Raw genomic sequence first — 17,459 nt, 5'->3', positions numbered from 1 at the left:
CGGAGCCATGCGAGGCCCCGCACCATGCTCCTCTCCCTGTCCCTCATGGCGGCGCTGTTCGGCGCCGCGCCGAACCCGCCGCCCCAGGAGTTCCGCGTCACCTGGCTCGGCCACGCCGGCTTCGAGGTCGTCTCGCCCGGAGGCACGCGCCTGCTCATCGACCCCTGGCTGAAGGAGAACCCGCGTGCACCCGAGGCCTGGAAGGACCTGACGCGCCTCGCTCGCACGCCGCCAGCGGCCATCCTGCTCACGCACTCGCACGGCGATCACGCGCAGGACGTGCATACCCTGGCGCGCCTGAGCGGGGCGCCCGTCGTCGGAACGGGGGAGACGCTGCGCTGGCTCAAGGTGCCGGAGGCCCAGCAACACACGGTGAACGTCGGCGGCTCCACGCGCATCGGCGACGTCACGATCCACGCGGTGCCGGCCATGCACTCGTGCGAGCCCGACGGGCGGCCCCTGGGCTACGTCCTGGTGCTTCCCGGGGGGCGCTCGCTCTACCACACGGGTGACACCTGGTTGTTCGGCGACATGGCGCTGGTGCAGGAGCTGCTGCACCCGGACATCGTCCTCCTCAACGTGGGCGGCGGCCGCTACGGCATGGACCCCAGGACCGCGGCGCTCGCGGTGCGCAAGTACTTCCGCCCCTCCGTCATCGTGCCCATGCACTTCGGCACCTTCGAGCCGCTGGCGACCGAGGCCCAGGCGCGCGAGGTCCTGGGAAGCGACCCGCGCGTGCGTTGGCTCACCCCCGGGATTGCCGCCTCACTCTGAGCGGCCCCGATGGCGCGATTACCAGGTCTTCGCCGCGGCGAGCACCTCGTTGAAGTCCATGCCGTTGACCCGCATCACCGCGAGCCAGTTGATGGGCCCCACGACGTCGAAGACGAGGCCCTTGCCGCCAGTGGCTTCGACGATGCTGCCCCCCGCTGTGTTCCCCGTGCCGACGCCGTAGACGATGCCCGAGCCCGCGAGCTCCACGCTCGCGAGCCCCGCGCCGAAGTTGTTGTCTCCCACGGACGCCGCCACGTGGTAGCGGCCATCGGGAACCTGGAGCCGGAACCTGGCTCCGGTCTGCGTCGTCAGCACGAAGCTGGCGAGACGCGCATCCTGGGTGCCCTTGCGGTCGCCTCGGGTCTGGAGGCCGGCCGCGTCCTGCCAGCCCCAGCCGCGGGTCGCGTTGAAGGCGGAGTCGTCGGCCACCGCCCAGCCCGTCACCATCGGCGGGCCAGGAGGCTGGAAGTTCAGCGCGATCAGCTCCTGGGTCGCTCGCGGGATGACCTCGAGAGTCGCCTGGGCATCCACCGTCCCGACCTTCGCGTGGAGCGTCGTCGTTCCCTCCGACACTCCCCTGACCGTGCCGTCGGCCACCGTGGCGATCGACGCGCCGTCGGAGCTCCAGGTGGCCTCGCAGGTGACGTCGCGGGTGAAGAGGTCGGCGCCGCGGTGGTAGGCGCCGACGGCCGTGAGGCCCGCCGTCCCGCCGCGAGCCACCGTGAGCGTCGACGAGGGCTGAATCGTCAACGCATCGAGCACGACGTCGCCCGTCATCGGCACCACTTCGATGACCCGGGCGCCCACCAGCCCGCGCCGGGTGAGGGGGTCGGTGTAGCTGGCCTGAAGCCGGGCCCGGCCCGGGTTGATGGCCCGGAAGGTGCCGTCCTCATCCAGGGTCGCTACCTCCGGGTCGAGCGAGCTGAACGTGATTCCCGAGGTGGGGACGACCGAGGTCCCGTTCTGGAACACCGCCGTCACCCCCAGCTTGCCGGTCGAGTTCACCTCGACCTTCGCGTCAGGCGCCGTCACGTCGATGCGCCGCAACAGGCGCGCAGGTCGCGGATCGAGCCGGTAGACGAAGACCTGGGTGTCGACGGTATTGACCACCACGAAGACATTCAGGCTCGGCACGTAGCGGAACCGCCCGAACGTCCCGTTCAGGTTGGCCGGTCCGGGCACCACCGTGCCCAGCGCCGCACGCTTCGTCCAGACGCGGGTGTCGAGGTTCAGCGTGTAGATGTCCCCGCCGCCGCTCCATGCCACGAGCTGATCGGTCACCGGGTCGTAGTCGACGCCGGGATTTCCCACCGCTTCAATCTCCCGCGCGCCCGTGGTCACCAGCCGCGTGCGCTTCGGAACGAACTTCCCCAGCGCGTCGATGGTCCAGGTGTCGGTGGAGCCCTGACCGACCTCGACGTACAGCTTGCGCCGGGGATCGACGACCGCGTTCTTGTAATAGCCGAGCTGATCCGGCTCGCCGCGGATGGTCCACCTGCCGGTGGCGGGATCCCAGACCGACACCGCCTCCGCGCCGGAGTGGTACCAGAGGACGCGGGTGTTGGGGTCGTAGGCGGAGTTGGCGCCGGTGCGCGTCCCGAGCTGTGGCAGCTCGGGGTGGTTCTCCCAGCGCCGGGTGTCGAGGTTGAGCGCTGTCTGAGGCCAGCCATCCCAGCCAATGGCGAGGAACCGGTCGAAGGGCGGAGGCAGGTACTCGAGCCCATCGTAGGTGTGGATGGCGCAATTGACGCCCAGCGCCCGGTCGGGACACTCCGCTCCGGGGCTCACCGGATCCGGGTCGGTCAGGCGGACCCACGCGCCCGTCCGCAGATCGAAGCCGTAGACTTCGTTGCCGAAGTAACCGTTGTGCCCGCCGCCGGTGATGTAGAGCCGGTCGCGTTGGGTGTCGAGGGCACCACTCGACCAGTCGTTCATGATTCCGCTGATGCCCTCGCCCCAGCCGAGCCACGGATGCAGCTCGGGGGAGAGGGCCGCGGCCCGCAGGTTCGAATTCGGGAACGCGTACCAGTGCCCCGGCTCCAACGCGGAGAGCGCATCGGGGGGTGGGTTCGGAATCGTCACCGTCACCGGATTGGACGGAGGACTCTCTCCCCCTTCGTCGGTGAGCGCCGTGACGGTGTACGTGTACGTCTCGCCCGGGACGACCGGGCGGTGGGCGAAGGCCGGCCGCTCGACCTGTCCGACCTGCCCCGCCCCCAGCAACACGCGGTAGCGCTTGACCGAGCCGGTCGTCGACGGCGCCCACGTCAGGGAGACTTCGAAGGGGGAGACGCTCGCCGCGACGAGCTGCGTGGGCGCGGCGGGCGGCGCGGGCCTCGGAGCGCAGGCGCTGGCACCGGCGTCGGCACCTGCATCGACACCGGCGTCGGTTCCCGCATCAGATTCCGCGACGACTCCGCCGTCATTGGACGAAGTGGAACCGCCGGAACAGCCGGCGGAGCCCAGAATCAACACACCGAGGACAAGGCTTCGAACGAGCGAGGGGGAGGGCATCTGTGTCCAGTCCTGTTGGGGGGGCACCGCGGTACTGACTCAGCTCCTCACGACGCCGTCGAAGACGCCGTAGCCGCCCGGGATGAAGAAGTCCTTTCCGGGCACGAGCCCATAGGCGCGGAGCACCGTCGCCGCGACGTCCTGCGAGGTCGGCGTCCGCGTCGTGATGTCCCCGGACTCCTCGACGAGCCTCACCGGAATGCCCATGGGCGAGCCGTCCATCCTCTCGTCGTAGCCGCCGATCATCTGGTTCCCCTGGATGCCGCCTCCCACCAGGAGGGCACACGTCGCGGGGTGGTGGTCGCTGCCCACCTTGGGGAACGTCCGCCCGAAGTCGCTGTAGACGTACACGAGCGTCTCATCCAGCAGCGAACGCGACGGATCCGAGCGGCTCGGCGTCAGGCTCATCTCCAGGCACATGCGCCCCACCATCTCCAGGGCGATGCGCAGGTACTGCGCATGCACGATCTGGCCGTTGACGAAGTGGGAGTCGAAGGTGAAACCCTCGATGCTTGTTGCCCGCAGGTTGACGGTCGACACCAGGTCGGACTTCAGCAACTGGAGCGCGAACGCATAGTCCCCCATCGACGGCATCGTGCCGCAGGCATCCGCATAGCCGGTGCAGGCCATCCAGTCCTCGGGATACGCGGGGTCGGCCTTGAGCTTCTCCCAGGCGGGCGTCTTCTCCAGCACCGACAGCATGTCCCGGCGAATCGTGCGACTGGCGCCCTTGTACGTGTCGTAGAGCTGCTCCAGGTACCCGTCCGTTCCGGCGCTGGAGGTGCCTCGCTCGCGGCGCACCGCCTTGAGCAGGGCCGAGTCCACCGCTGTCGCGGGCACCGCGCCGGACATGGGCGTGCCATCGAAGGCGAGGGCCGGCTCGTCCTTGCGCGCGCGCAGGCCGTGCCACGTGCCGTCTCGCCGGTCGGAGAGCGTGGGCTCCACGCTCGCACTGGAGGAGAGCAGCGTCGGGTTCGCCAGCGCGGGCAGCCCGAGCGCCATCGGCAGCGGCCCACCCAGGGCGACATTGGGCAGGGGCCGGTCCGGGAAGCGTGACGCCATCGCGTTGGCCACGACGGCCTGCACCGACGGAGCCCGGAAGGTGGAGCCGGCGACACCGGACATGCTCGCGATGAGGCCGCTCGCGTGCGCCGCCGTCCCCTGGTCCGCGCCCACCAGCAGCACCGCCTTCTCGTAGAGCTTGTAGGCCGGGTTGGCCCACACGTATCCCTCCGGGCGGTAGACCTGGGCGTTGCCGACGACGGGGTTGTTCCCGTTCCTGTCCGAGGGATTGGCCCAGTTCCAGTAGACGGGCACGCGCAGCTTGCGCACGGGCCCGGGGGACATCAGGTCCACCGGAGAGCGGTCCAGGTGCTCCACCTGCTCCGGGTTGTACCCGTAGGCGTAGTTGCCTCCCTGCGCGGGAGGGATGAACTTCTGGATGCCCGCGCGGGTCATCGGCGCGAAGAAGGACTCCCAATGGAGTCCGCCCACCAGCCAGATGGCCAGCATCTTCGTGGGCCGGCCCGACGCCGACTGCGCCATCGCCGACGGCAGGCCATACCGCGCCATCAGCCCGACGTGCGCGGCCCCGAAGGCCGCTTGAAAGAGATTGCGACGAGAGAGCTTCATGGCGGGCCTCAGTAGAAGATCCAGTGGGGGTGGCGGATGAAGTACGAGCAGGCCCCCACGTAGGCGGGCTCGGTGTCAGTCGGCGTCGCGAGCGGCACGAAGACGTCCGTGTACAGCTCGTCCACCTGCGCGTCGGTGAAGCGCTCTCCCAGGAAGTGGAGCGACCAGCGCTTCAGCGTGGCCTTGACGTCGGCCGGGTCCGCCGTGCGCGCCGCGCCGTTCGGGAACAGCGCCGTGTTGTCCTGCCGGGCCAGGGCCCTGCGGCACCAGCGCTGGGAGACCTGCGTCAGCGTCAGGGCCAGCGTGGGCGAAGGGGTCCGGTCCGCGGAGACCTGATTCATCACCGAGCCTCCCCCCAGCCCATGGAAGCGCTCGCCGCTGATGTACTGCCGGGGAGCGGGGATGGCGTCCGGCGACTGGAGCGGGAGGTACTCCTCGCCCCGGGACTCCGCCATGTCGAAGCCGAACTCCTTCGCATTGACGAAGAAGTCGTCGTACCCCAGCCCGAGCTGCTGGTAGAGCGCGCGCTGCATCTGGTCCGCGCTCATGCGGGTGATGCGCGGGGCGTCGCGGTCCGGCCGGGCATCGCGCTGCTGCGTGCCGAGCCCTTGAATCCAGGCTCGCACCGCCTCCACGGTGAGCTTCGCGGTGCCCTCCGAGACGAGCTGCCCGTAGGTCTTCTGGCCGATGGGCATCTGCTTGAAGGAGCCGGTTCCCCGGCCCTCCAGCAGCCGCAGCAGCTCGCTTCCGTCGGGGTCGCCGGCCTTCACCAGCCGCGCATCCGCGACGAGCAGGCCCTGGAAGGCCTCCACCGAGGCGAAGTAGCCGCGCGCACCCTGCGCATGGCAGCCCTCGCAGTGCGGCTTGAGGCCCTCCATGACGCGCAGGGTCTCCGAGGTCGCCGGCGTGCCGCACGCCGACTGCGTCTGGGAGCGGGATGTGGACGGCGTCACCTCCGAGCTACAGGCGGCCATCCAGGGGAGTACGAGGAGCCATGCATAGCGGTTCATGTCAGCGCCCCCTCTGGAAGAGGTCGGACTGCGTGAGTGACTTGACGTAAGGGCGGACCTTGCGGCCTCCGGAGATGAAGCGCGCCACCTGGTCCTCCAGGTAGCCCGCCTCCTTCGCCGGGTCGATGTCCCGCCCCATCACCTGCGCGTGCAGGTGCCGCACGACACACCGGTCGAACGAGCCCGAGGCGACGATGAGCTTGGCGAAACCCAGCGGCCCCACCGTCCCGTCACTCGTCTGGCCCAGCAGGGTGTGCTCCGCCGGGAGGAAGTCGATGAAGACGGCCTCCGGATTCGCGTCGGCCTGGGCCTGCGTGACGGGGGTCAGCAGCGTGTCCGGCATGTACCAGCGGTTCCAGTGGCTGAACGGGTCCGAGTGATAGGGGTACTCGCCGGTGCGCCACCGCGCGGGCCAGTGCCACACCTTGCCCACACCCGGCATCGGGTAGGTCGCGCCGTGGCCCTCGAAGCCGTGCCCCACCTTCGCGAAGCGCTTGAAGTGGATGGCCGCGGGGTCCAACCGTCGGTGGCAGTGCTGGCAGGTCCCCTCCGTGCCCGGGTCCCGCTTGTACTCGTTGAACTCCTGCCCCTGCGGCGGGGAGAGCTCCTCGCAGGCCAGCATCTCCAGCGCCCGCGCGCCGCGCACGCGCTCACGGGGGTAGGCGCTGAGGAAGCCGAGGCTGGTAAGCATGCCCGCGGCGGGGATGCCCTTCATGGCCGTGGACTGCGTGCGCGGGTCGTACCGGTAGTCCCGCTCCTCCAGGAAGAAGGGGTTGCGGGCCGGCACGGAGTACTCGCGCCAGGCCGTGGGGTCGCCCTGGCGGTGGTCGGGGTCGACCGGTGCGCTGGCGAAGCGCGACGGTCTCCACCAGGAGTCGTCCTCCAGCAGGTACGTCAACTCGCCGGCGAGGCCCTGCATGACGTAGGCGGCCTGCAGGCGCGTGGGGCCCACGGAGTAGTTGCCGAGGATGAGGTCCGTCATCGGCCGGTCGTGCCAGCCGAGGTGCGCGAACAGTCGGGCGGGCTCCTCGGCGACGAGTCGCCGCTGCCCTTGTGGACTGTGAAGCCCGTAGTCCTCCCAGCCCGGATAGCTCCCCGTGTCGGCGTGGCAGCGCGCGGCGGCGGGCCCGCAGCCACAGTTCGCGACGGGGCCCGCGGTGGCGCAGTTCACCGTCACCGGGAATCCGCTCGCGTCGTAGCTCTGCCCCGTGGGCGACACGCTCGCCGCGAAGCCCACCAGCCTCGTCGTGGCGCCCGGGGCCCACCACGCTTCAAGGGAGCGCTCCTCCGCGGGCGTGCCATCCGGCTTCAGGCCCTGACAGGCATCCTTGTCGTCGCGGAAGTACTTCCACGCTCCCGCCTTCGGCGTGCCCTCGGGGCACCGGACGATGGAGCGCTGCTGCTGCAGGCCATACTCCGGCGGATCCGCCGTTGGCCCCACGGGCGGGATGTTGAACCAGTCGCGCGCCGTCTCGAACAGCGTCCGGTAGAAGGTGGGCTCCTGGATCGTCCGGTCCACGAAGGCGGAGACGTAGGCGCGCTGCGCCGCCTCGCTCCCGGCGGCCTCCAGCGCGGCGTACTCCTCATCCGTCGGAGGCTCGCCTCTCAGCGCCAGCGCGCTGCGCCGCAGCAGGCGGCTGGGGATGAGCACGTCTGCCGGCACGCCCGCGTCGGAGCCATCCGCGGGCGGGGGCTCGACGCAGCCGGCATCCCCGCCATTCGGAGTGTGTCCCGCGGGCCCGATGTTGCCGGAGCAGCCCAGGCAGAAAAGGAAGGGGAGGAGCCACAGCAGCGCGCACGCGTCTCGCGCGGTGGCCAGCCCTGGGGGAGGGAGCTTTCGATGAGGCATGCGCAGCCCGTTGGCAAGCCATATGCCATGGGCCATTCACGCTAACGCTCGGAGTGTGCAGGAGGCGGTTTCCAAGCTCCTGCGCCGTGGCGGAGCGGGGAGTGTCCACCACAGCTTGAGGTCCGCGCGCTACACCGTTTCCGGCGTTCGATCACACCAGTACCCGGGTGTTGTTTGTTTCACCGGAGGTCACTGACGCGGCTCCGCGTTCCCGGCTTACATCTCTTTGGCCCTGTCCTCGCCGGTTGAAGCATCTCCCCTATGTACATCCTCGACGAATCACTCTGGCCCCTGGTCATCGTCCAGCGCAGCGACACCACGACGGACCAGGAGATGGCGAGCATCCTTCAAAGCCTGACCCGGCTCATCAAGCGACGCGAGCCCTATGTCCTGGTGATTGATTTCTCCCGCTCCCGTCCGCTGACACATTCACAGCGGATGATGCTGGCGGATCATCAGACCGAGGTCGCCGACCTGGCTCGCGAGTACTGCAAGGGATTCTTCGTGGTGGTCAACTCGACCACCGCCAGGCTCGCGAGGGCCGTCACCAGCTTCGTCCGGCCCGCCGCGGATCAACATGAAGAGGTCGCGTCGCTGGCCGAGGCGCTGGAGCGCGCCGCGGTCCGGTTCGAGCAGGCCGGTGTCCCGGTGGGCGCGATGATTGCTCGCACCCAGGCGCGACGGTAGCGGCCCGGCCCGAGGCCCTGGCTACAGCACCTCTTCGTAGGCGCTCTTCCAGCTGTAGCTCCCGGGCTGCTTGCCCGTGATGGAGGTGTTCTCCGGGTCGATGTAGATGGTCATCACGCTGCCATCGAGCGAGACCTTGGTGCCCTCCGTCGACAGGCGGCAGACCGTCTTCTTCACGGTCTCCTTCACCGCCGCCTTGCCATCCGCGGTGCCGCAGACCTCCACCAGGGTGCCCACGGCCATCTGGCAGGCGCTCTGGGTCCGGTCCTTCATCGGGTCGAAGGCGGGGTAGGTGGACCGGTCGTAGCTGCTCTTCACCGACGACCCGCAGGCCTTGTTGACCGCGTCCTCCTTCTTCTTCAGCTCCGCGTCGTACGTGGCCCAGCCGTTCTTCTGGGCCACCGTGAGCCGGGCGGGCTTCGAGGAGGACTCGTCGGCGATGGCGAGCGAGGCAAGGAGGCAGAGGCACAGGGTCGGAACGCGGAACATGAAGGCTCCTGGTGGAAACGGGCCGCGCGGGTGCGGACCGCTGTTTCCCCAGGGAAGGACCCTTCGGAATTCTTTTGCATTCTTTTTCGCGAATGCCGCGCCCGGGCCCGCTCAGCGCCGGAAGAGGGGCTGGAACAGCGTGGACTCGCGCAGGGAGGCCGCCAGCGCGGCGATGTCGTCCGACTGGCCTTCCACCTCCGCGTCGTCGAAGGACTCCTTCAGGCGGGCCATCACCTCCGCGTGGCCACGGGAGTGGAGCAGCTCGCGGAAGACGATGAGGGCGGACTCGTCCAGCGGCACCCCCAGTGAGTCTCGCGCGCGGCCCCCGGCTTCCACCGGCTGCGTCAGCGCGGTGACCCACTTCATGATCAGCTCCACCGGGTCCCGGTCCGGGAAGCGCTGACGCACCAGTTGCTGGATGTGCTCGCCGCGCTCGACGTTCAAGAGCAGCGCGAGGAAGTAGCGGTGCTCCGGGTCCTTCACCTGTCCCCGCCGGTCGATGAGCAGCGCCTGGCGCATGTACTCCTTGAACACCGGGCGCAGCTCCTCCGCCAGCCCGCCATGCGCGCGCACCGCCACGTCCCAGTACGGGTCCAGCGCCTCCAGCTTCTTGTGCAACTGGAGCAGCCGCTCGAAGACGAGGAAGCACGTCAGGATGTCCGAGCGCTCGATGAGGCCGGAGATGAGCCGCGTGCGCTCCGGGGGCTTCAGCTCCGCCAGCAGCGACAGGGACTGGAGCACCTTGCTGGTGTGCGCGTCCTCGACGCCCGGGTAGTAGGCCAGGTGGGGCTTCTTGTACGAGTACTGGTAGCCCCCTTCCGGCGAGTGCAGCGTGCGCACCACGCACGTCACCGATGGCCGCTCCAGGTGGAACAGGGAGTGGATGTACCGGTCTCCCCCAAGGATGCGCTGGATGTCGCCCTTGAAGAGCCCCGTCACCGACAACAGCTCCATGTCGCCGAACGCGACGCGGCTGTTCACCTTGTTCCGCTCGTGCCAGCGGTAGTGCCCGTGGATGCTGCTGCCCTGGAGCACCTGGAAGGCGCCACAGAAGCCGTGCTGGTGGATGTCGGTGGTGCCGTCCACCCAGTAGTACAGGTCGATGAGCAGGCGGGAGTCGGAGAACACCGTCAGCGCGGGCTGGCCAAAGCCCGGCCGCGTGGTGAGCTGCTTCGGGAAGTCGCGCGTCCCGTAAAGCCACTCCAGCGGCTCCAGCGTCTGGAACGCCTGATGCGGGGCCAGCTCGCGCAGCACCTCGGCCGCGATGTCGGGGAAGGCCTCCTCGCTGTGCTGGGCTTTCAGCCACCGCTCCTGGAGGAGCCTTCCCATGTCCTGGAAGATGCGCATGCGATTCCCCGCTCACCGGTTGTCCACGTCGCATACGCAGCGAGGCGGCCACCCTGGCTCGATTCTTTTCAAGGGGGCCGTGCCACTGGCGCATCCGCGGAGCGTATAGGTTGACGTGCGCATGACGAACCTGACGACGATGCTGTGTGTCATTGGCGGCGGGCCCACCGCGGTGGCGGCCCTCTTCGAGGCCCGGGAGCGAGGCATCCCCGCCCTGGCCCTGGAGGCCGGCGCCACCCCCCTGGCCTCGCTGCAGGCCCACATCGAGGGCCTCGTCTACCTGTCGCCCGCCTCGCACTGGGAGGTGGGAGGGCTGCCATTGGACTGCCGCGACGCGTTGGAGTGCTCGCGCGAGGACGTGCTGCACTACTACGCACGCGTCATCCAGCTGGGGCGCCTGGACATCCGCTGCCGCCACCGCTGCGTGGACCTGCGCCCGGACGCGGACGGCGTCACGGTGGTGGTGGAGACGCCCGAGGGCCTTTGCGAAGTGCGCGCCGAGCAGGTGCTCGTCACCGCCTGGTATGAGCGGCGGCCCCTGCCTCCGGACGCGGTGGAGCCCGGCTCGCGCGTGGAGGTGCGGGAGGGGCTGCGCTCCGCGGCGGAGGTGGCCGGCCGGCGCGTGGCGGTGCTGGGCGGCGGCATCTCCGGCTTCGAGCAGGCCGGCACGCTGATGATGGCGGGCCAGCCGGTGACGCTGCTGATGCGCGGCGAGGCGCGGGGCCTTCACCGGCTGCCGCACTTCGAGCGGTTGATGGAGGCCACGGGCTCGCGGCTGGTGCCAAACGTCCGCGCGGTGCACGTGATCCACGACGGCGTCACGTACCAGGAGGACGGCGAGACGCGTCACCTGCCGTGCGACGTGCTGGTGGCCGCGTGCGGCGCGCGCCTGTCCCCGCACGTGCTGGAGCTGCTCACGCGCGCGCGGGTGCTGACGCACGAGGAGGCGCGCAGGCTGAGCGGGTCCGTCAGCCTGGAGGAGGCGAAGCAGGCGCACCCGGCGGGGACCGCGGCGGATCAGGAGCGCCTGGCCGTGGAGTCGCGACCGGACCTGTGGCCGCTCGTCTTCGAGGGACGCCGCCGCGTGCGTCTGGCCGGGGGGCCGCTGCACGTGGGCGCCTCCAACGCGGGGGTGATGGTGTCCATCGCCACCGCCGTGTTCGCGGTGCGCGCGATGGCGGGCGCGCCGGTGCCCGCGGGCATGGCGCCGCCGCTGGCGCGGGCCCTGCTCAACCTGGAGCCCCTCCTCCAGGTGCTGCGCGCGGACGTGCCGCCCGAGCGCGTGGAGTCGTTGCGTCCGCTGGCGGTGGGGTCCTGGAGCCGCGCGTGGGTGCACCCGCACCTGCTGGAGAGCCCCACCGCGCGGAGTCTGGAGCGCGCCACCGGTGTGGATCCGACCCGCTTCCTGCTGCCCATCGGGCGCGGCGCCAGCGACATGGAGCGGGAGCTGCTCGGGCTCGCGGACGGCACCGCGAGCATCGGGGAGATCGCGGACGCCAACGAGATGCACACCCGCGAGGAGCGCGCGAAGCTCGTTGCCCTCTTCCGCAAGCTGTGGACGCGCAATGCGCTCACGTGGCTGCCCCCGCGGGACGCGGCGCATTGAGAAGGGATCAAAAGCAGACGACGACCAGAAATTCAGGACGCCTTCGTATTTCGTTTCGACCGTGCAATTTCGTACGGCCTGACCCCCGAGGAACGAAACATGAAGAAGCCCTCCAAGAAGCTGACGCTGTCGAAGGACACCCTCCGCGCGCTGAACGAGACCGAGCTGAAGCAGGTTGCCGGTGGCATCCCGCCCTCCGTCTACGACTGCGACGGCACGGACCCGACGGAGGCCACCGTTTGCTACACGAACGCGGCCTGCCAGACGCAGGAGTACTTCACCTGCTGCTACTGATGTGCTGCGCGCCGTGCGCTCGGAGGTGAGGTCCGCCTCCGGCGCAGGGTGAGCCATTGCCCCGGGCCGGCGAGCATCGGCCCGGGGTTCTTCCCGCATGCGGTTCGAGAGGTCCGTCGCGATGTCCCAGCCCCGCCGCGCTCCCGCCCCATCCCAGATGGAACCGGCGGACTTCTTCGTGCTGCGCACGCCGCTGCTGCCCTTCGACGCAGTGGAGCAGTGGAGTGCACAGCTCACCGCGCCGCACGAACCGCAATCCCTCTCAAAGGCGCTGGACGCGGACCGGACGCTGTTGCGCACGCGGCTGCGCGCGTACGTGGAGCGGCCGGAGGTGCGCGAGGCCCTCTTCGTCGCGTCGCCCTCGCTGGAGGAGGGGCTGCCGCTCTGGCTCCAGGCGCCTGACAGCGAGTATGGCCTCAAGGTGGAGCGGGCCCTGGTGCGCTACTTCCTGCGCATGGCGGGGCGCTGCACGCCCTTCGGCCTCTTCGCGTCGTGCTCCGTGGGGCACCTGGGAGCGCGCACGCACCTGGAGGTGGCGGACGCGCGCGGGTGCCAGCGCGACACCCGTCTGGACATGGACTACCTCACGCGGCTGGTAGGGGCGCTGGTGCGCCACCCGGCCCTGCGTGACGTGCTCCGCTACCGCCCCAATGGCAGCCTGTATCGCGCGGCCGGGCGGCTTCGCTACGTGGAGACGCGGCACGTGGGCGCGGTGCGCCGGCACCACCTGTCCTCGGTGCGGCCGGATGCGTACCTGAACGCGGTCCTGGAGCATGCACGCGAAGGGGCACGACCGGACCAGTTGGTGCGGACGCTGGTGGCGCTGGACGCGGAGGTGGATGCGCAGGAGGCCGCTGAATACGTGCGGTCCCTCGTGGACAACGACCTGCTGGTGCCGGAGCTGGCCGTGCCCGTCACCGGGCCGGAGCCGCTCCCGTACCTGGTGGAGCGGCTGCGCGTGCTGGCGCAGGACGCGGGCCCCGCCGAGGCCGCGCGGGTGGCGCTGGAGGCGGCCACGTGCCTGGATGACGTCGGAGGACAGCTCGCGAGGCTGGACGCGGAGGGCCCCGGCCGGTCGAAGGAGGCCTACCTCGCCATCGCCACGCGGCTGGAGGCGCTCCCCGTGAAGGTGGAGCTCCCGCGCCTCTTCCAGGTGGACCTCTACCGTCCGGCGCCCGGAGCCACGCTGGGCCCGGAGGTGCTGGCGGAGGTGACGCGCGCGGTGGAGCTCGTGCGGCGCATGGGGCCTCCAGCGGGCCGCTCGGCGCTGAGCGCCTTCTGCGAGGCCTTCACCCGCCGCTACGAGGGCCGCGAGGTGCCGCTGCTGGAGGCGCTCGACGAGGAGTCCGGCGTGGGCTTCCAGGTGTCCAACGCGCCCGCCGCGGATGGGGCGCCGCTGCTGCGCGGGCTGGCCTTCCCCGCGTCGACGGAAGGCGGAGGGACGTTCGGCGCGCGCGAACTGCACCTGATGCGCAGGCTGACCGCGAGTCCTGGGGCTCGCGTGCTGACGCTGGGCGAGGAGGACCTGAAGGCGCTGTCCTCGGAGAAGGCCGCGCCTGCGCCGGATGCCCTCTCCGTGGGCTTCAGCGTGATGGCCGCCTCGGACGAGGCCTTGGCGCGCGGGGACTTCTCGCTGGTGCTGCGCGGCGCGGGCGGGCCCTCCGGCGCCAACACCCTGGGCCGCTTCTGTCATGGGGACGAGGCGCTGCGCGAAGCGGTGGAGCGGCACCTGCGCGCCGAGGAGGCGCTTCGCCCGGACGCCGTCTTCGCGGAGGTGGTGCACCTGCCGGAGGGACGCATCGGCAACGTGCTGCTGCGGCCCCAACTGCGCGGGCACGAGATTCCCTTCCTGGGGGCCTCCGGTGCGCCCGGGGCCGGGCAGATTCCGGTGGAGGACCTGCGCGTGTCGGTGGTGGAGGGGCGCGTGGTGCTGCGCTCGAAGCGGCTGGGCCGCGAGGTGCTGCCGCGGCTCACCACCGCGCACAACTTCTCCCGGGGGCTGGGCGTCTACCGCTTCCTGTGCATGCTCCAGCACGAGGGGCGCGCGGTGGGCCTGTCGTGGAGCTGGGGCGCGCTGGAGGGCCTGGACTTCCTGCCACGGGTGACGTCCGGCCGGGTGGTGCTGGCATTGGCGAGGTGGCGGCTGGGGCCGGACGTGCTCAAGCCGCTGGGCGCGGCGCGCGGCGAGGAGTGCTTCCGGGCCGTGCAGCAGCTTCGCGAGCGGCTGGGCCTGCCGCGCCACGTGGCGCTGGTGAATGGCGACAACGTGCTGCCGCTGGACCTGGACAGCGTCCTGTGTGTGGAGACGCTCGCGTCCCTGGTGAAGGACAGCGGCCGCGCCGTGCTGCGCGAGCAGCTCGTCGGGCCGGACGCGCTGTGCGCCTACGGCCCGGAGGGGCGCTTCGTCCACGAGCTGTTCCTCCCCATGGTGCGGCGTCAGGAGCCCACGGCCTCCACGTTGGCCCCGCGCTCGATTCCCGCCGCCGGTGCGCCCCGGCACTTCGCGCCCGGCTCGGAGTGGCTCTACGCGAAGCTGTACGCGGGCACCGCCGGCGCGGACGACGTGCTGTGCGACGCGGTGGCGCCGCTGATGGAGCGGCTGGTTCGCGAGGGCGTGGTGGACCGCTGGTTCTTCATCCGCTTCGAGGACCCGGACTGGCACGTGCGTCTGCGGCTGCATGGAGATCCGGCCCGCCTGCACCGCGACGCCTTGCCCGCGCTGTCCGCCGCGGTGGCGCCGCTGGCGCGGGACGGCGTGGTGTGGAAGGTGCAGCTCGACACGTACGAGCGCGAGCTGGAGCGCTACGGCGGCCCCGAGGGCATGACCCTGGCCGAGGAGCTGTTCCACGCGGACAGCGAGGCGGTGCTGAAGCTGATGGCGCTGCTGGACGGCGACGCGGGCGCCGAGGCCCGGTGGCAGCTCACCCTGCGCGGCCTGGACCTGCTGCTGGACGACCTGGGCCTGGACCCGCGCGCGAAGCTGACGGTGGCCGAGCGCTCCCGCGACTACTTCGGGCGGGAGTTCCACATGGACACGGCCTTCACGCACCAGCTCGGGGCCCGCTACCGCCAGGCCCGCGCGGGGCTGGAGGCGGCGTGGACTCCGGACGCGGAGGCGAACCCGTTGCTCGTCGAGGGGCTCGCCGTGCTGCATGAGCGCTCGGAGCGGCTGGTCCCCGTGCGGCGGCGCCTGGAGGCGGCTTCGCGCGAGGGCCGGCTCGGTGTGTCCCTGATGGCCCTGGCGGGCACCCTCCTGCACATGCACGCCAACCGGATGCTGCGCTCGGCGGCGCGCGCGCAGGAGCTGGTGCTCTACGACTTCCTCGCCCGGACGTACCAGTCCCAGCTCGCGCGCGCCCGCGCCAAGGAGCAGCGCTCATGATGGCCCATTCCGCCCGTTCTTCTCAGGAGGCGCCCCGGGGGTGGCCGCTGCTCTCCGGCTCGCTGGCGGATCAGGCCGCGGAGACGGTGCGTGCCATCACCACCGAGCTGCACAAGCCCTTCACCCACAAGGGCGCGCGCATGGCGGAGCGGCTGGCCAGCCAGGCCCTGCTGCACGGCTACCTGGCGCGCGTGTGGCCCGGAGGGGAGGACCCGGAGCACGCCTCGCGCTTCCTGGACGGGGCGCTGGAGGAGGCGGGACGCCAGTGGATGCGCCCGGCGCTGCATGGCGGCTTCGTCCAGGTCGCGTGGGTGACGCACCACCTGGGCGCGCACCTGCTGCCGGATGCGCTGGGCACGGAGGACGACCCGCTGGAGGACGTGGAGGCGGCGCTGGAGGCGGCCCTGGGCGTCGAGTCCTGGGGGCAGCACTATGACCTCATCGCCGGGCTGGTGGGGCTGGGGGTCTTCGCGCTGGAGCGGCTGCCGGGAGCGCGGGCGCGCCGGTGCCTGGAGCGCGTCGTCCACCACCTGCTGGCCATGTCGGAGCTGGGGCCGCAGGGACGGGCGTGGCGGACCCCCGCGGAGCTCATCCCCACGTCCACCCGCAAGAAGCAGCAGGACGGCGGCTACAACCTGGGCGTGGCCCACGGCAATCCGGGCGTGGTGGGCCTGCTGGCGGCCGCGTGGGCGCATGGCATCGACCGGGCTCGGGTGGGTCCCGCGCTGGAGGAGGCGGTGCGATGGTTGCTCGCGCAGCGGCAGCCCGCGAGCTCGCTGTCCGCCTTCGCCTACTACGCGGACGACGAGGTGCGGCGCTCCCAGGTGTCGCGAGGGGCGTGGTGCTACGGGGATCCGGGCGTGGCCGCGACGCTGCTGATGGCCGCGCGGGCGGTGGGCAACGCGGAGTGGGAGCAGGTGGCGGTGGAGACGGGCCTGCGCGCGGTGCGCCGGCCCGAGGAGACGCGCGACGTGATGGACGGCGGGCTGTGCCACGGCGAGGCGGGGCTCGCGCACCTGTTCCACCGCATGTACCGGATGACGGGGGAAGAGGCCTTCGGCCGCGAGGCGCGCGAGTGCTTCGCGCGGCTCCTGGCGCGGCGCGTGCCGGGGGAGGGCGTCGGTGGCTACTCGGTGTGGTTCCCTCGCGAGGTCTACCCGGATCGGGTGGAGGACAACGCCAGCTTCCTGACGGGCTCGGTGGGCATCGCGCTCGCGTTGCTGGCGGCCATCAGCGACGAGGAGCCCGCGTGGGACCGGATGCTGCTCGCCTCGTTCCGCCCGCCGCTGGAGTCGTGGCATGGCCGCTGACGGAGGCAGCACGCCCTTCCGGCGCGAGGCCCTGGAGCGCCACGCGCGAGGGGCCGTCGCGGAGCGGGTGAAGCTGGAGCATCCGGGTTGGGTGCGCTGGCTGCCATTGCCGCTGGGGCTCGCGCTCGCGGGCCTGGGGCTCTTCGCGGCGCGCGTGCCGGTGGCCCACGTGGTGAGCGTCCCAGGGGTGGTGGCTTTGTCCCAGGGCGCGCCCATGCGTCCGTCGCTGGACGCGCGGCCCGCGAGTGAAGCGCGGACACGGCTGTTCTTCACCGTGCCCGCTGTGCACCAGGGCGCGCTGCGTCCGGGGACGCGTGTGCGCGCGAGGACGCCGCAGGGCATGCGCGACTACGAGGTGGAGTGGGTGGACACGGGGAGTCGCGAGCCAGCGTCGTTTCACGCGGGGCTCGGAAGGCTTGTGACGGGTGTGCTCGTCCGGGCCCGTGACGTCGCGTCGTCGAGCGGCGATGCGCCGGGCACTCCGGGCACGGTCGAAGTTCAGGTGGGCACGGAGTCGCTGCTGGCCGCGCTGTGGGCGCAGGCGCGCGGCGGGCGGAGGTGAGGC

General features: G+C 71.2%; 13 protein-coding genes. 7 read left to right on the top strand and 6 right to left on the bottom strand.

What is annotated here, in order from left to right; genetic code table 11:
- Positions 1 to 24: 24 nt before the first annotated feature.
- Positions 25 to 774 (top strand): metal-dependent hydrolase, encoded by a 750-nt coding sequence (locus JYK02_RS32085; RefSeq protein ID WP_207056706.1) that lies wholly within the window; start codon positions 25 to 27, stop codon positions 772 to 774.
- A gap of 18 nt (positions 775 to 792) precedes the next feature.
- Here JYK02_RS32085 and JYK02_RS32080 read toward each other — a convergent pair whose 3' ends face one another.
- The 4 genes from JYK02_RS32080 to JYK02_RS32065 form a co-directional block, all read right to left on the bottom strand.
- Entirely contained in the window at positions 793 to 3,246 is a 2,454-nt protein-coding gene (locus JYK02_RS32080) for a fibronectin type III domain-containing protein (RefSeq protein ID WP_207056705.1), read from the bottom strand.
- An 81-nt stretch (positions 3,247 to 3,327) separates the two neighbouring features.
- On the bottom strand, positions 3,328 to 4,920 hold the full coding sequence (locus JYK02_RS32075; protein WP_207056704.1) for a DUF1501 domain-containing protein: 1,593 nt from the start codon (positions 4,918 to 4,920) through the stop codon (positions 3,328 to 3,330).
- A gap of 8 nt (positions 4,921 to 4,928) precedes the next feature.
- Positions 4,929 to 5,930: a hypothetical protein gene (locus JYK02_RS32070; RefSeq protein WP_207056703.1), complete on the bottom strand. Its 1,002-nt coding sequence runs from the start codon at positions 5,928 to 5,930 to the stop codon at positions 4,929 to 4,931.
- A 1-nt stretch (position 5,931) separates the two neighbouring features.
- On the bottom strand, positions 5,932 to 7,779 hold the full coding sequence (locus JYK02_RS32065; protein WP_207056702.1) for a hypothetical protein: 1,848 nt from the start codon (positions 7,777 to 7,779) through the stop codon (positions 5,932 to 5,934).
- A gap of 261 nt (positions 7,780 to 8,040) precedes the next feature.
- Here JYK02_RS32065 and JYK02_RS32060 point away from each other — a divergent pair, with 261 nt between their 5' ends.
- Entirely contained in the window at positions 8,041 to 8,466 is a 426-nt protein-coding gene (locus tag JYK02_RS32060; RefSeq protein ID WP_207056701.1) for a hypothetical protein, read from the top strand.
- Positions 8,467 to 8,487: 21 nt separating this feature from the next.
- Here JYK02_RS32060 and JYK02_RS32055 read toward each other — a convergent pair whose 3' ends face one another.
- A complete protein-coding gene (locus JYK02_RS32055) occupies positions 8,488 to 8,955 on the bottom strand; it encodes a hypothetical protein (RefSeq protein WP_207056700.1) in 468 nt (155 codons plus the stop codon).
- Positions 8,956 to 9,066: 111 nt separating this feature from the next.
- On the bottom strand, positions 9,067 to 10,302 hold the full coding sequence (locus tag JYK02_RS32050; protein WP_207056699.1) for a hypothetical protein: 1,236 nt from the start codon (positions 10,300 to 10,302) through the stop codon (positions 9,067 to 9,069).
- 121 nt (positions 10,303 to 10,423) lie between these two features.
- Here JYK02_RS32050 and JYK02_RS32045 point away from each other — a divergent pair, with 121 nt between their 5' ends.
- The 5 genes from JYK02_RS32045 to JYK02_RS32025 all read left to right on the top strand — a co-directional run bounded on the left by JYK02_RS32045 (position 10,424) and on the right by JYK02_RS32025 (position 17,456).
- Complete coding sequence (locus JYK02_RS32045) at positions 10,424 to 11,908, top strand: NAD(P)-binding domain-containing protein (RefSeq protein WP_207056698.1); 1,485 nt, start codon at positions 10,424 to 10,426, stop codon at positions 11,906 to 11,908.
- A 99-nt stretch (positions 11,909 to 12,007) separates the two neighbouring features.
- Positions 12,008 to 12,202, top strand: coding sequence for a class I lanthipeptide (locus tag JYK02_RS32040; RefSeq protein ID WP_207056697.1), 195 nt, complete (start codon positions 12,008 to 12,010; stop codon positions 12,200 to 12,202).
- Between the two features lie 121 nt (positions 12,203 to 12,323).
- Positions 12,324 to 15,584, top strand: coding sequence for a lantibiotic dehydratase (locus tag JYK02_RS32035; protein ID WP_207056696.1), 3,261 nt, complete (start codon positions 12,324 to 12,326; stop codon positions 15,582 to 15,584).
- The gene (locus JYK02_RS32030; protein ID WP_207056695.1) at positions 15,581 to 16,894 is read left to right on the top strand and encodes a lanthionine synthetase C family protein; all 1,314 of its coding nucleotides are present in this window, start codon (positions 15,581 to 15,583) and stop codon (positions 16,892 to 16,894) included. Before JYK02_RS32035 ends, JYK02_RS32030 begins: the two co-directional genes overlap by 4 nt.
- Positions 16,884 to 17,456 carry a hypothetical protein gene (locus tag JYK02_RS32025; protein WP_207056694.1) on the top strand — a complete coding sequence of 191 codons (573 nt, stop codon included), beginning with the start codon at positions 16,884 to 16,886 and terminating at the stop codon, positions 17,454 to 17,456. Before JYK02_RS32030 ends, JYK02_RS32025 begins: the two co-directional genes overlap by 11 nt.
- Positions 17,457 to 17,459 lie beyond the last annotated feature (3 nt).

Source organism: Corallococcus macrosporus (assembly GCF_017302985.1).
Taxonomy (GTDB): domain Bacteria; phylum Myxococcota; class Myxococcia; order Myxococcales; family Myxococcaceae; genus Corallococcus; species Corallococcus macrosporus_A.
The sequence above is the reverse complement of the archived record's forward strand: the minus strand, read 5'-3'. Positions and strand labels throughout refer to the sequence as shown.

What these genes read in the sequence shown, in the direction of transcription:
- JYK02_RS32065 (WP_207056702.1), bottom strand. Translation starts at nt 7,779, where the DNA reads ATGCCTCATCGAAAGCTCCCTCCCCCAGGGCTGGCCACCGCGCGAGAC.
- JYK02_RS32040 (WP_207056697.1), top strand. Translation starts at nt 12,008, where the DNA reads ATGAAGAAGCCCTCCAAGAAGCTGACGCTGTCGAAGGACACCCTCCGC.
- JYK02_RS32070 (WP_207056703.1), bottom strand. Translation starts at nt 5,930, where the DNA reads ATGAACCGCTATGCATGGCTCCTCGTACTCCCCTGGATGGCCGCCTGT.
- JYK02_RS32075 (WP_207056704.1), bottom strand. Translation starts at nt 4,920, where the DNA reads ATGAAGCTCTCTCGTCGCAATCTCTTTCAAGCGGCCTTCGGGGCCGCG.
- JYK02_RS32050 (WP_207056699.1), bottom strand. Translation starts at nt 10,302, where the DNA reads ATGCGCATCTTCCAGGACATGGGAAGGCTCCTCCAGGAGCGGTGGCTG.
- JYK02_RS32045 (WP_207056698.1), top strand. Translation starts at nt 10,424, where the DNA reads ATGACGAACCTGACGACGATGCTGTGTGTCATTGGCGGCGGGCCCACC.
- JYK02_RS32025 (WP_207056694.1), top strand. Translation starts at nt 16,884, where the DNA reads ATGGCCGCTGACGGAGGCAGCACGCCCTTCCGGCGCGAGGCCCTGGAG.
- JYK02_RS32060 (WP_207056701.1), top strand. Translation starts at nt 8,041, where the DNA reads ATGTACATCCTCGACGAATCACTCTGGCCCCTGGTCATCGTCCAGCGC.
- JYK02_RS32085 (WP_207056706.1), top strand. Translation starts at nt 25, where the DNA reads ATGCTCCTCTCCCTGTCCCTCATGGCGGCGCTGTTCGGCGCCGCGCCG.
- JYK02_RS32030 (WP_207056695.1), top strand. Translation starts at nt 15,581, where the DNA reads ATGATGGCCCATTCCGCCCGTTCTTCTCAGGAGGCGCCCCGGGGGTGG.
- JYK02_RS32055 (WP_207056700.1), bottom strand. Translation starts at nt 8,955, where the DNA reads ATGTTCCGCGTTCCGACCCTGTGCCTCTGCCTCCTTGCCTCGCTCGCC.
- JYK02_RS32035 (WP_207056696.1), top strand. Translation starts at nt 12,324, where the DNA reads ATGTCCCAGCCCCGCCGCGCTCCCGCCCCATCCCAGATGGAACCGGCG.